We start from the raw sequence: 12,284 nt of genomic DNA on the forward strand, positions 1-12,284 counted from the left end.
CCGGGCGGCACGATGGCGCGGCGCACCACATCGACCCGGCGCGACATGGCGACCGGACCCATTACGCGGCAAGGTGGAGCGACTTACCGTGCCACGGGTGAACATCGCCGTTCCGCTGATCGCAGCGCTCCTCGCGACGACGGCGCAGGCCGTTCCCGCGTCCGCCCAAGGATGCGGGCCCCTGCGCGTTCCCGGTGCCGCGCACCAGGAACTGACCCACCTCGCCGACCTGTCCACCGCGGGCGGGCGCACCGATCCCGCCGACTGGGCCGGGCTCACCCCGGCCGGTCTGCCCGCGCCGACCCCCGTGTCCGGCACGCAGGTGGACGGCTACTTCCCCGACACGTCCACCGGCAACACCAACCACGGCTGGGCGCACGACTCGCAGTTCGTGATCCGGCTGCCGGAGCGCTGGAACGGCGGCCTCGTCGTGGCCGGCTCTCCCGGCGTGCGCGAGCAGTACGCCAACGACCGCGCCATCAGCGATTTCGTGCTGGCCCGCGGGTACGCGTTCGCGTCCACCGACAAGGGCAACACCGGTGCCGCGTTCCACCAGGACGGCCGACGGCCGGGTGACGCGATCGTCGAGTGGAACCACCGGGTCACGCAGCTGACCCGTGCGGCGAAGGTCGTGGTGGCGCAGCGGTACTGCCGGCCGCCGTCGCGCACGCTGGCCACCGGCATCTCCAACGGCGGCTACCTGGTGCGGTGGCAGCTGGAGAACCACCCCGAGCTGTACGACGGCGGCGTGGACTGGGAGGGCACGCTGTGGTCCGCGCGCGGGCCGAACCTGCTGACCTTCCTGCCGCCCGCGCTGACGGGGTACGCGACCGGCGACAAGGCGGCGGTGGTGGCGGCCGGGTTCCCCGCCGAGTCGGAGTTCCTGTGGGCGTTCCACCACCAGTACTACTGGGACCTGACCCAGCGGATCTACCGGGAGGAGCTCGACCCGGCGTGGGACGGTGACACGGTGGCGGGCACGCCGTTCTGCGCGCCCGGCACGCCGTCGTGCGACGCGGACTACGACTACCTCTCGCGGCCGGAGGCGCAGCGGGCGGTGTCGCGGATCGCGTTGACGGGGCGGATCGGGAAGCCGCTGCTCACGCTGCACGGCACGTTGGACGTCCTGCTGCCGATCTCCCAGGACTCCGACGTGTACGCGGACATGGTGCGGGAGGCGGGGCGCGGCGCGTTGTTCCGCTACTACCGGATCGAGGGCGGGACGCACGTCGACTCGCTGTTCGACGCGTTCCCGGACCGGCTGCGGCCGTTGACGCCGTGCCACCGGTCGGCGTTCGCGGCCCTGGAGGGCTGGCTGTCCTCCGGCACCCGGCCTCCCGCTTCCACGACGGTGCCCCGTCCGGCGGCGGTGAACGCCACGGAGTGCGCGCTGTCCTGAGTCGTCCCGCCGCTCGGCGTGCTCTGGGGGCGGCCGAGCGGCGGGACTTTCCCCGATCGTCAGCGGGGCAGGTACCGGCTCAGGACTTCGGCCTCCGCGCGGACCCGGTCGGCGAGGTCGGTGCGGCCGAGCCGGTCGTACTCCGCCGCGGCGGCGGAGCGTTCCCGGATCTCGTTCTCGACGATCGACCGCAGGTCGGCCTCGGTGAGGTGGCGGCGTTCCGCTTCCGCCGCACCGAGGCCGCTCGCCGCGCCCGCGAAGTGCTCGCTCACCTCGACCGCGTCCGGCTGGTGGTCGGTGGGGACGGCCTCGGCGTTGTCGATCGCCGCCAAGGCGGAGCGGAGTGCGGTGACGGCGACGACGTCCCGGCCCTTGAGGGCCGCTTTCAGGTCGCCGCGCAGAGTGGCGCGCATGGGTGAACAATAGCAATACGGCTGTATGGTATCGGTGTGCCCAGGGTTGCCGATCACGATCAGCGCCGGACCCAGATCGCCCGCGCGTTCCAGCGCCTGCTCGCCGCCGAGGGGTTCGCCGCCGTCTCGTTCGCGCGGGTGGCGACCGAGGCCGGCATCTCGGTCGGGCTCATCCAGCACTACTTCGCCGGCAAGGACGTGCTGCTCCACTTCGCCTACGAGGACGCCGCGCGGCGCCTGACCGAGCGGGTTCGGGTTCGGGTCCGCGATGGCGAGGCGGCCCGGCTCCCGCTCGCGGAGGTGCTGCTCGACAGCCTGGTCGAACTGCTGCCGCTCGACGCGGAGCGGAACGTCGAGTACCGCGTCCGGCAGGGGTTGCAGGCCCAGGCGGCGCACCATTCCGGGTTGGCCGATGTCGCCCGGCAGGCAGGCCGCGACCTGCTCGGACACGTCTCCGCGGTGATCGGGAACGGGATCGGACGCGGTGAGGTCGGGCCTGGCGTGGACGCCGTGCTCGCCGCGCGGACGATCCTCGCGACCGTGCAGGGGCTGGCCGATCAGGTCGCGCTCTCGGGCGCGGACGCGTTCCCCGCGCGGGACGTGCTCCGGCCGGTCATCGGCCTGGTGTTCAACGGGCAGAACGGCTTACCCCCGACGCGGTGACGGACCGCGTGCGCCGGCGTTCGGGGCCGTTCGACGCCGTGCGCTACCCGCTCGACCGCTCCTCGAGCCTCGTCTGGGCCCGGATCTGCACGGATCGGGCGTGGGCACAGCCCGCCTGGGACCTCGGCCGGACCTTCGCCGCGCACGCCGACACGTAATTCTACGAGTTCGCGCACGGGACTACCTGGCCGAGCATCGACTGGAGTTCTGGGCGCGGATGCCCTGAGGCACACTTCCGGACGTGGAACCCTACGAAGGCCGGCTGGAGCTCGAGTGGGTCATGAACTGGTCGATGTCCGTGCCGCTGAACGCCCACGGCAAGATCACGTTCACCGAGGACGGGTGGTCGGGCCACGCCGTTCCGGCGACGGCCGGCGATCGGAGTTTCCTATACTGGGACAGCCCCTTCACGCTTCGGCTGGACGACGGTCGCAGCTTCGAAGCCGCTGTGGGCGAACCCGACGAGAACGGAACGTTCCCGCTGTGGCCCTTTGAGACCTGGACGGAACCGAACCCGGCCTGCCCCGGTGCGAAGCGCCGATGCGGCAGAGCGGCGCGTACACGAGCCTCGGCGAGGGTGGCGGGGAGTGCTCCATATTCGAGTGCGCCGCCTGCTCGAGCAAGCACATGCGTCCCCACACCGCTGCGCCCTGGCTGGACGCTCCTTAACCTCCCAGCACCTTCATCAGCCGGAGCGCGAGCTGGACCTCCAGCACCCGTTCCGGCGACTGCCAGTCCTCCCCCAGCAGGCTCGCCACCCGGTCCAGCCGCTGCACCACCGTGTTCACGTGCACGTGCAGCTCGTCCTTCGCCCGGCTGAGGTTCGCGCCGCACGCGAAGTACGCCGTCACCGTGCGGACCAGCTCCGTGCCACGGCTCGCGTCGTAGTCCAGCAACGGCCCGAGCGTGGCCCGGACGTACCCGGCGACGTCGGCCCGGTCACCGAGCAGCACACCCACGAAACCCAGGTCCGCCAACGTCCCCCCGGTGCCCTTCCGATCGAGCTGGAGCAACGCCTTCAGGCACCGCACCGCCTCGGCATGCGCGGCGGCCACGCCCTCGGGACCGTGCGCCGGCCCGCCGGACCCGACCGTCACCGGCAACCCGACCGCCTTGCCGAGCACCCGCGCCGCGTCCTTCGCCGCGCACCCCAGGTCCGCCCCGGGCAGCACCAGCACCACGTGCTCACCGTGCACGCCCGCCAGCCCGCGGCACGACGACGCGTGGTGCGCGGCGGCGGCCAGCAGCCGGTCACGGGGGCCGTCGGCGACCAGGACCACGTGGTCCGCGGCCAACTCCACCCCCACCCGGCGGGCACGGGCGCGCAACGCGACCGAGTCGACCACGGACGTCAGGAGGTCGGTGATCAGCTCGCCGCGCACCTTGTTCTCCGCCTCCGCGACCGTGCGGCGCAGGAGCAGCAGCAGGGCGGTGACGACACCGGCGCGTTCGAACAGCCGGCGGTCGGCGTCGCCGAGGTCCGCGCGGTCGGTGAGCGTGATGCTGCCCAGCAGCTCACGCCCCGCCAGCACCGCGCACACCCACGTGCCTTCCTGCGGGATGGCCCGACCGCTGGCACGGGACGCGTTGACCGCCGCACGGGGTGCGAGCGCGCGCGACGTGCCGATGCGGGCCAGCTCACCGCCGTCGTTGTCGTGCACCACGATCCCGCCGTCGAGCACCTTGGCCACCGCGGCGGCCACCTCGGGCACGTCCGCGCCGCGCAGCACCAGGTCGGTGAGCCGGTCGTGCGCCTCCTCGGCTCGACGCATGGCCTCGTTGTGCGCGCGGATCGTCTCGCCCGCCGCGCGGGTCTCCTCCAGCAGGTGCGCGGTGTCCAGCGCGATGGCCGCGTGGTCCGCCAGCGACGACAGCAGCGCCACCTCGTCGGGCGGGAACTGGCGGGGTGAGCGGTTGGCCGCGTAGAGCACGCCGATGACCCGGCGGTCCAGCTTCAGCGGCACGCCCAGGATCGCGACCAGGCCCTCGTCCCGCACCGCCGAGTCGATCGGGCCGGTGTGGTTGAACCGGTCGTCGGCGAAGTAGTCGGCCGTCACGTACGGCTGCGCCGTCTGCGCCACCAGCCCGCCCAGGCCTTCGCCCATGCCCAGCCGAACCTGTTGGAACAGCGCGGAGATCGACCCGTCGGTGACCCTCATGTACGTGCCGCGCTCGCCCGGCTCGTTCATGCTCAGGTAGGCGATGTCCGCGCCCAGCAGCAGCCGGGCGCGGCGCACGATGGACCGCAGCACCGCGTCCGGGTCACGGACGCCGGCCAGGTCGTTCGCGGTGTCGAACAGCGCTTCCAGTTCCGTCTCACGGCGGCGGTGCGCGGTGAGCGTGCGGCGGATCCGCAACGCCCACTCCGTGGCGCGGGCGACGCGGTCCACCTCCCGATCGGGCAGCCCCGCCGCACGCGCCGCGGGGAGCACCGCCGCCAGCCGCTCACTGCCCGCGTCCGTCGCGAGCAGGTCGAGCAACTCCAGCAGGTGCTCCACCGCGTCCGCCTCGCTCATACCGTCATGCTCGCACTGCGGCCGGTTCGTCGTCGGTCCGGTTCAACGAGGTGCCCTTGGTCTCCTTCGACGCCAGCACCGCGACAACGGTCACCACGCACATCAGGACCACGTACAGGATGACCGGGAGCGTGCTGTTGTACGCCGCGAGCAGCGCCGTGGCGATGAGCGGTGCCACGCCGCCGGCGGCGATCGACGCGAGCTGGTAGCCGATGGACGCGCCCGAGTAGCGGACCTTCGTGCCGAACAGCTCGGAGAAGAACGCCGCCTGCGGCCCGTACATCGCGCCGTGCAGCACGAGACCGACGGTGACGGCCAACGTCATCGGCAGGAACGACTTCGTGTCCAGCAGGACGAAGAACACGAACATCCACGCGGCGATGCCGACCGCGCCGATCAGGTACGTGACCCGGCGGCCGATCACGTCGGACAGCGCGCCCCACATCGGGATCGTGATCAGGTGCACGGCCGAGCCGATGAGCACCGCGTTCAGGCCGGTGGACTTCGACATGCCCAGTTCCGTCGTGATGTAGGCCAGGATGAACGCGGTGATCACGTAGTAGGACACGTTCTCCGCCATCCGGGCGCCCATCGCGACCAGCACCTCGCGCCAGCTGTGCCGGAGGACGGTCACGATCGGCGCCTTCTCCTTGACCGCGCCCGCCGCGGCCTTCTGCTGCTCCAGCTTCCGCTGCGCCTCCAGGAACACCGGCGACTCGGACACGCTCAGCCGGATCCACAGTCCGATCAGGACCAGCACGCCGGACAGCAGGAACGGCACCCGCCAGCCCCACGACAGGAACGCCTCGTCGGTCTGCACCGCCGCCAGCACCGCGAGCACACCGGTCGCCAGCAGGTTGCCCGCCGGTGCGCCCGCCTGCGGCCAGGAAGCCCAGAAACCACGCCGTTCCGCGCTGCCGTGCTCGGACACGATGAGCACCGCGCCGCCCCACTCGCCGCCCAGCGCGAAGCCCTGGACCAGCCGCAGCAACGTCAACAGCAGCGGTGCCGCGAAGCCGATCGCGGCGTACGTGGGCAGCAGGCCCATCGCGAACGTCGCGCCGCCCATCATCATCAGGCTCAGCACCAGCAGCTTCTTGCGCCCCAGCTTGTCGCCGAAGTGGCCGAACACCAGGCCGCCGAGCGGACGGGCCAGGAAGCCGATCGCGTAGGTGGAGAACGCGAGCAGCGTGCCGGTGGCCGGGTTCGCCGTGGGGAAGAACAGCTTGTTGAACACCAGGGCGGCGGCGGTGCCGTAGAGGAAGAAGTCGTACCACTCGATCGTGGTTCCGACCATGCTTCCTATGACGACCTTCTTGAAGGACGGTTTCGGCTGTGGAGGGGCGGCGTTGGTCATGTCGGTCACCACTTCGTTGGGGTTGGGGGACGAGGGGGTTACTGGGCGGTCCAGCCGCCGTCGATCGTGAACGACGAGCCGGTGACGTGACCGGACTGCGCGCCGCACAGCCACAGCACGACGGACGCCACCTCCGCCGGTTCGACGAGCTGCTTGATGGCGTGCCGGGTGAGCAGCACGTCGGTCAGCACCTGGTCCGGCTCGATGCCGTGCGCCCTGGCCTGGTCGGCGACCTGGTTCTCGACCAGCGGGGTGCGCACGTAGCCGGGGCTGACGCAGTTGCTGGTGACGCCGTTCGGGGCGCCTTCCAGCGCGATGACCTTGCTCAGCCCTTCGAGGCCGTGCTTCGCCGTGACGTAGGCGGCCTTGAAGGCGCTGGCCCGCAGGCCGTGCACGCTGGAGATGTTCACCACCCGGCCCCAGCCGCGCTGGTACATGTGCGGCAGGACGTGCCGGGTGAGCAGGAACGGCGCGGTGACCATGACCCGCTGGAGGAGCGCGAACCGGTCGGGCGGGAACTCGTGGATCGGGGCGACGTGCTGGAGACCCGCGTTGTTGACCAGGACGTCGATCTCGGTGGGCAGGTCGCGGGTGGGGTCGTCGGCGGCCAGGTCGACCACGTGCTCGGTGCCGCCGGTCTCCCGGGCCGCCTCGGTGACCGAGTCGCGGTCGCGGTCGACCAGGTGCACTTTCGCCCCGGCGCGCGCGAGGGCCGCCGCACACGCCCGGCCGATGCCGCTGCCGGCGCCGGTGACCAGGGCGGTGCGACCGGACAGGTCGTCGCTGTGACCGGGAACACTCGTCATGGCGTGAAACGCTAGGTGACCTGCGGTTCGCGGCCCATGTGAACGGCCGCCACAACCTGCGGGCGGCAGGTGTGTTTAGCCAACAGTTAGTGTCGTGGTGATCGAGATGTTGAATACCGGGTGAAGCCGGGGTGCGACCGTAGGTACGCTGCTTTGGCCCGTTCGGGGGACGAACCACGTCTTGGGGGTTACGAAGTGTCACTCACGCCGATCTACGACGACCTGCTGCGCGAGTTCGAGGGGATCATCCTCGTCAGCGAAGCCGCCGAGGCAGTGCAGGGCGCCGCGGACACGCCTGACACCGCGACCGCGCCGGACGTCGCAGCACCGACGCAGGCTGTGAAGCAAGCCGTGAAGCCGGCCATGACCCCGGCGGCGAAGCAGGCCGTGGAGCCGGCGGCGAAGCAGGCCGCGCCCGGCGCCGTGCAGCAGGTGCAGCCGGTGCAGCCGGTGAAGCCGCAGCCCGCCGCGCCGGCCGTCGAGCCGTCCGTCAAGCAGGCCGCCACGCAGGTCTTCAAGAAGATCACCGTGGACGTCACGGAGCAGATCCGGGTCGACGCGCCGCAGGCGGCGGACGCGTCCTGAGCGTTGAATTCAGGGGTTCTGAACGTAGGACACGGGTGTTCTGAAGGTAGGACTCACGTGTTCTGGAGGTAGGACTCACGCGGAGCGGGCCGCCGGGCGTTGTGCCCGGCGGCCCGCTGCGTGCGTGGCGGCCCCGTGTGGTGGAGCTGCGTGTGGTGGGGTGGCTACTTCGGAGGTGGCAGGAGGTCGGCCGGGACGGGCTTGTCCTGCTCCAGCGCGCCGAAGAGGGCCAGCGCCTTCTCCTGGTCCCACTTCACGACCGAACCGGCGCCCGGCACGGTCGGCGTGCCGCCCACCGGGACGGTCACCGTGTCCACTCCCCCGCCCATCGCGAACGCCATGCCGGCGAGGTGGTGCAGGTGGTCGTCGGAGTTCACCGAGATGGAGTCGGTGCTCGCGAACAGCAGCGGGAAGGCGCGGAACGGGTTGGCCAGCGTGCCGAAGCTCGTCGCCTTCTCCGAGAGCGCCGCGAGGAACTTGCGCTGGTTCTCCACCCGCTGCAAGTCCGCCGTGGCGAACGCCCGCGACCGGACGAAGCCCAGCGCCTGCGTGCCGTTCAGCTCCTGGCAGCCCGGCTGGAGGTCGAGACCCGCCAACGGGTCCTGCATCGGCTCTTCGATGCACATGTCCACGCCGCCGATCGCGTCCACGATCCCGGCGAAGCCACCGAAGCCGATCTCCATGTAGTGGTCGATGTGGACACCCGTGGCACCCTCGACCGTCTGCACCAGCAACGACGGGCCGCCGAACGCGAACGCCGCGTTGATCTTGTTCTGGTCGTTGCCCGGGATGGGCACGTACGAGTCGCGAGGGATGCTCACCAGAGTGGACTTCCCGGAGCCCTCCGGGATGTGCAGCAGCATGATGGTGTCCGTGCGCCGACCGCCCGCGTCCCCTGTGGACAGTGCGGCCTTCTGCTCCTCGCTCAGGTCGTCACGCGCGTCCGACCCGACCAGCAGCCAGTTGGTGCCCGGCGTGTCGGCCGGCCTGCCCTCGTAGTCGGCCAGCGCGTCGATCCGGCGCAACGACGAGTCGACGTAGAACCACATGCCGATGGAGAAGGCCAGCAGCAGCACCAGGACGATGCCGATGTTCCGGCGGAATCTCGGCTTGCGGCGCTTGGGCACCGGGCGTCCTCCAGGCTGTTGGTACGCGGGTTGCTGCTGGTACCCGCCCTGCTGGTAACCGCCCTGGCGGTTGCCGGCCGGTTGGGGACCACGCTGCTGTGGACCGCGCTGCCGCGGTTGCCCACCCTGTCGGTATCCGCCCTGCTGATACCCGCCCTGCTGGTATCCGGCGCTCATCAAGCGACCCCGTCCGTGTGTCGGTCACTGCTCGCACCTAAAGACGCGGTGCGCTCCGAGAGGTTGCCACCCTAGTGGTCGGGTGGCAGGACGAGGGCGGTCAGCAGGCGGTCCAGCTCGGCCTCCGGGTCGTCGGTCAGACCGGTGTGCGCGGGTGACGTCTGGATGATCGTGCTGCGCGGCGCGGTGAGCCAGCGGAACCGCTGCCCGGCCGACGTGCGCGACACCGGGCCGGCCTTGGGCACACCGTCGCAGGACAGCCCCAGGTGCTCCAGGTTGGCCCGCAGCACCTCCACGTCCAGGAACGGGTCGAGCGCCAGCACGCGCTGCTCGTCCACGTGCACGCGGGCGCCGAGGAAGTCCAGGGCCGGGCAGTAGACCAGCACCCCGACGTTGACGAACTCGCCGCGTTCCTGCCGCGGCACGGCGCGCAGCACGGCGTACTCAAACACGTGCGGCACGAGCGGCCTCCAGTGCGTCGACCCACGTCCGCGGCGCGGCCAGGCGGGCGGTGAAGAACGACTCGTACGCTTCGCGCACGGCCTGCGGTGTGCCGTACGCCTCGTCCTGCTCCAGCCACGGGTCCGGCACCAGCGCCAGCACCTCGCGCACCACCTCGGGCGTGACGAGGGCGGTCAGCTCGGCGTCCACCTCGGCCATGCCGCCCGCGAACGGCAGCATCAGGTGGTCGGCCGCGTCGAACCGGTAGGTGGCCGCCGGGAACCGGTCGGGCCGCCAGGAGTGGTGGAAGTACAGCGACGCGCCGTGGTCGATCAGCCACAGCTCCCGGTGCCACAGCAGGGTGTTCGGGTTGCGCCAGCTGCGGTCCACGTTGAGCGTGAGCGCGTCCAGCCACAGCAGCCGGGTGGCGAGGTCGGCGCCGGGCTCGCGCACCACCGGGTTGTAGTCGAACGAGCCGGGCAGGTAGTCCAGCCCCAGGTTCAGCCCGCCACTCGCCTTCAGCAGCTCCTGCACCTCCTGGTCGGGCTCGGAACGGCCCAGCTCCGGGTCCAGCTCCACCAGGACGATCTCGGGCACCCGGAAGCCGAGGCGGCGGGCCAGCTCGCCGACCACGATCTCGGCGATCAGCGCCTTGACGCCCTGGCCCGCGCCGCGGAACTTGAGCACGTACATGCCGAGGTCGTCGGCTTCGATCAGCCCCGGCAGGGAGCCGCCTTCCCGGAAGGGCGTGACATAGCGGGTGGCGGCGACCTGACGCAGCCCGTCGGTGGGTTTCACCCGGGCATCATGGTCAATCGGCCGCCGCCCACGCCAACCGGTTTACCCCCTCACGAAGCCGCCGCGGTCAGGGCCGGGAGGTAGCCGGCTTCGTGACCGGCGCGGTTCGGGTGGTACGAGCGGTCGATGGGGATCAGCACGAGGCCGTTCACCCACGGCTCGTCGGAGCACGCGCCGTGCCCGTCGAACGCCTGCCGCACGTCGGCGAACTCGAACCCGGCCGCCCCGGCCCGCTCCGCCGTGACCTCGGCCATCGCGTCGGCCGCCCGGTTGATCGCCCGCCGCTTCGGCTCGCTCATCAGGCACCACACCCCGTACGAGAACAGCCGCGGGTAGCCCAGCACGACGACCTCGGCCGACGTCCGGGAGCCCACCTCGCCGTACAGCGCGTCCAACCGGCCGGGCAGCTCGTCCCGGACGAACCGCTCGGCCGTGTCGACCCGCTGCACGCACTCGGCGTCGGTGCCCGACGTGCAGGCCGTCATCACGTCCGCGAACCCGGCGTCGTTGCCACCCGCCGTGATGGTGACCAACGAGGTGGACGGCGTGATGCGCTCGGCCTGCCGCACCACGTCCGCCGTTCGCGCGCCGGCGCAGGCGGCCAGCACGAGCGACGCGCCGTTGCGCTCGGCCCACAGCTTCGGGAAGGCGTGCGGGCTCTGCCGGCAGGCGTCGTAGACCTCGTTGCCCGCGCCGGTGCCCGCCGCGTAGGAGTCACCCAACGCGACGAGCTGCGGCGCGGCCGGTGCTGCCGGCGCGGGGGTCAGGGCCATCACCATGGCGATCGCGATCAAGTTCATGGCCCCATGACGTACCACTGTGGACAGTGCCGCCGGCGAAAGTTGACCCGTCGGGGTTTAACCCTTCAGGGCGACGCACACCGGAACGGGCGAGTCGACCGTGCCGACCTGGCGCAGTTTCCCGGTGGACCGGTCGACGGCGAACGTGGTGACGGTGCCGGAGTTCTGGTTGGCCGCGAGCAGGAACCGCCCGGCGGCGTCGAGCGTGATGTGCCGGGGGAACCGGCCGCCCACCGGCGTCGCCTCGACCAGCCGCAGCTCCGCGCCACCGCGTTCGACCGCGAACACGGCAACGCTGTCGTGCCCCCGGTTGGACAGGTAGACGTACCTGCCGTCCGGTGACACGAGGATTTCGGCCGGGTAGTTGCGCGGCGTGGTCGGCGCGCCGGCGGGGAGCGTGCTCACCTTCGGGCCGGGCGTCAGCACCCCGCCGTCGTAGGCGGCCACCACGATGGTCGAGTCCAGCTCGTTGGCGATGTACGCGAACTTCCCGGACGGGTGGAACGCCAGGTGCCGAGGACCCGCGCCCGCGTGCAGGCGGGCCACCCCGACGGACGTCAACTTGCCCTGGTCGCTCAACGCATAGCTGTAAACCGAGTCGGTGCCCAGGTCGACCGCCAGCACGAACTCGCCGGCCGGGTCGGACAGCACCTGGTGCGCGTGCGGCCCTTCCTGCCGTTCCGGGTCCGGGCCGGAGCCTTCGTGCACGACCAGGTCGGTGCGCTCACCCAGACCTCCGTCGGGCCGCACCGGGTGCACGGACACGCTGCCCGAGCTGTAGTTCGCCGACAGCAGGAAACCCCGGTGCAACGCCAGGTGGCACGGGTCGGCGCCGCCCGTGGGTTGGCTGTTGACCACCTTCGGCACGCCGTCCGCGCCGACCTCCAGCGCCGTCACCGCACCGTCGGACTGCTCGTTGACCGCGTACAGCCGGCGGCCCTCGACGATCACGAACGACGGGTTCGGCACGCCCGGCACCACGCCGGTGGCGCGCAGCCGCCCGGTCGCGCCGTCGTACACGCCCAGCCCGATACCCGTGCCACCGCCCGGCCACGACGTGTAGGTGCCCAGGTACGCGGCGACCTCCGCCCTGGACCCGTGCTCCGGCCGATCCGCTCGGGCGGCACCCTCCGTCATCAACAACCCCGCTCCCACGCCAACGGCCCCCAGGAACCGACGCCTGTCCACACCCACACCGAACC

The 12,284-nt window shown here is 71.6% G+C and carries 13 protein-coding genes; 4 read left to right on the top strand and 9 right to left on the bottom strand.

What is annotated here, in order from left to right:
• The first annotated feature begins 97 nt into the window (after positions 1-97).
• A complete protein-coding gene (locus OQ02_RS33945) occupies positions 98-1,399 on the top strand; it encodes a tannase/feruloyl esterase family alpha/beta hydrolase (protein ID WP_269321659.1) in 1,302 nt (433 codons plus the stop codon).
• A 59-nt stretch (positions 1,400-1,458) separates the two neighbouring features.
• Here OQ02_RS33945 and OQ02_RS33950 read toward each other — a convergent pair whose 3' ends face one another.
• Entirely contained in the window at positions 1,459-1,812 is a 354-nt protein-coding gene (locus OQ02_RS33950) for a GatB/YqeY domain-containing protein (protein WP_051773121.1), read from the bottom strand.
• A 36-nt stretch (positions 1,813-1,848) separates the two neighbouring features.
• On the opposite strand from OQ02_RS33950, the gene OQ02_RS33955 reads away from it, so the two are divergent.
• Positions 1,849-2,475 carry a TetR/AcrR family transcriptional regulator gene (locus OQ02_RS33955; RefSeq protein ID WP_033442755.1) on the top strand — a complete coding sequence of 209 codons (627 nt, stop codon included), beginning with the start codon at positions 1,849-1,851 and terminating at the stop codon, positions 2,473-2,475.
• The gene (locus tag OQ02_RS44365) at positions 2,472-2,633 is read left to right on the top strand and encodes a hypothetical protein (protein ID WP_156077481.1); all 162 of its coding nucleotides are present in this window, start codon (positions 2,472-2,474) and stop codon (positions 2,631-2,633) included. Before OQ02_RS33955 ends, OQ02_RS44365 begins: the two co-directional genes overlap by 4 nt.
• 507 nt (positions 2,634-3,140) lie before the next feature.
• Here the strand turns inward: OQ02_RS44365 and OQ02_RS33960 are convergent.
• Genes OQ02_RS33960 through OQ02_RS33970 form a run of 3 tightly spaced genes read right to left on the bottom strand, consistent with a single transcriptional unit; the run spans position 3,141 to position 7,154 of the window.
• Positions 3,141-4,991: a helix-turn-helix domain-containing protein gene (locus tag OQ02_RS33960; RefSeq protein ID WP_033442756.1), complete on the bottom strand. Its 1,851-nt coding sequence runs from the start codon at positions 4,989-4,991 to the stop codon at positions 3,141-3,143.
• 4 nt (positions 4,992-4,995) lie between these two features.
• Entirely contained in the window at positions 4,996-6,348 is a 1,353-nt protein-coding gene (locus tag OQ02_RS33965) for an MFS transporter (RefSeq protein ID WP_033442823.1), read from the bottom strand.
• A 38-nt stretch (positions 6,349-6,386) separates the two neighbouring features.
• Positions 6,387-7,154, bottom strand: a complete 768-nt coding sequence (locus OQ02_RS33970) for a 3-hydroxybutyrate dehydrogenase (protein WP_033442757.1) — start codon at positions 7,152-7,154, stop codon at positions 6,387-6,389.
• Between the two features lie 195 nt (positions 7,155-7,349).
• Here OQ02_RS33970 and OQ02_RS33975 point away from each other — a divergent pair, with 195 nt between their 5' ends.
• The gene (locus OQ02_RS33975; protein ID WP_033442758.1) at positions 7,350-7,739 is read left to right on the top strand and encodes a hypothetical protein; all 390 of its coding nucleotides are present in this window, start codon (positions 7,350-7,352) and stop codon (positions 7,737-7,739) included.
• A 164-nt stretch (positions 7,740-7,903) separates the two neighbouring features.
• Here OQ02_RS33975 and OQ02_RS33980 read toward each other — a convergent pair whose 3' ends face one another.
• From OQ02_RS33980 to OQ02_RS34000, 5 genes are all read right to left on the bottom strand, one after another.
• Complete coding sequence (locus tag OQ02_RS33980; RefSeq protein WP_051773122.1) at positions 7,904-8,866, bottom strand: LCP family protein; 963 nt, start codon at positions 8,864-8,866, stop codon at positions 7,904-7,906.
• A gap of 248 nt (positions 8,867-9,114) precedes the next feature.
• The gene (locus OQ02_RS33985; protein WP_033442759.1) at positions 9,115-9,504 is read right to left on the bottom strand and encodes a DUF3037 domain-containing protein; all 390 of its coding nucleotides are present in this window, start codon (positions 9,502-9,504) and stop codon (positions 9,115-9,117) included.
• A complete protein-coding gene (locus OQ02_RS33990; RefSeq protein ID WP_051773123.1) occupies positions 9,488-10,282 on the bottom strand; it encodes a HipA family kinase in 795 nt (264 codons plus the stop codon). Before OQ02_RS33990 ends, OQ02_RS33985 begins: the two co-directional genes overlap by 17 nt.
• Positions 10,283-10,332: 50 nt before the next feature.
• Entirely contained in the window at positions 10,333-11,082 is a 750-nt protein-coding gene (locus OQ02_RS33995; protein ID WP_033442760.1) for an SGNH/GDSL hydrolase family protein, read from the bottom strand.
• 57 nt (positions 11,083-11,139) lie between these two features.
• Positions 11,140-12,219, bottom strand: a complete 1,080-nt coding sequence (locus OQ02_RS34000) for a lactonase family protein (RefSeq protein ID WP_231500337.1) — start codon at positions 12,217-12,219, stop codon at positions 11,140-11,142.
• Between the last annotated feature and the right edge of the window lie 65 nt (positions 12,220-12,284).

Origin of the sequence: Saccharothrix sp. NRRL B-16314 (assembly GCF_000716595.1) — a bacterium.
Taxonomy (GTDB): domain Bacteria; phylum Actinomycetota; class Actinomycetes; order Mycobacteriales; family Pseudonocardiaceae; genus Actinosynnema.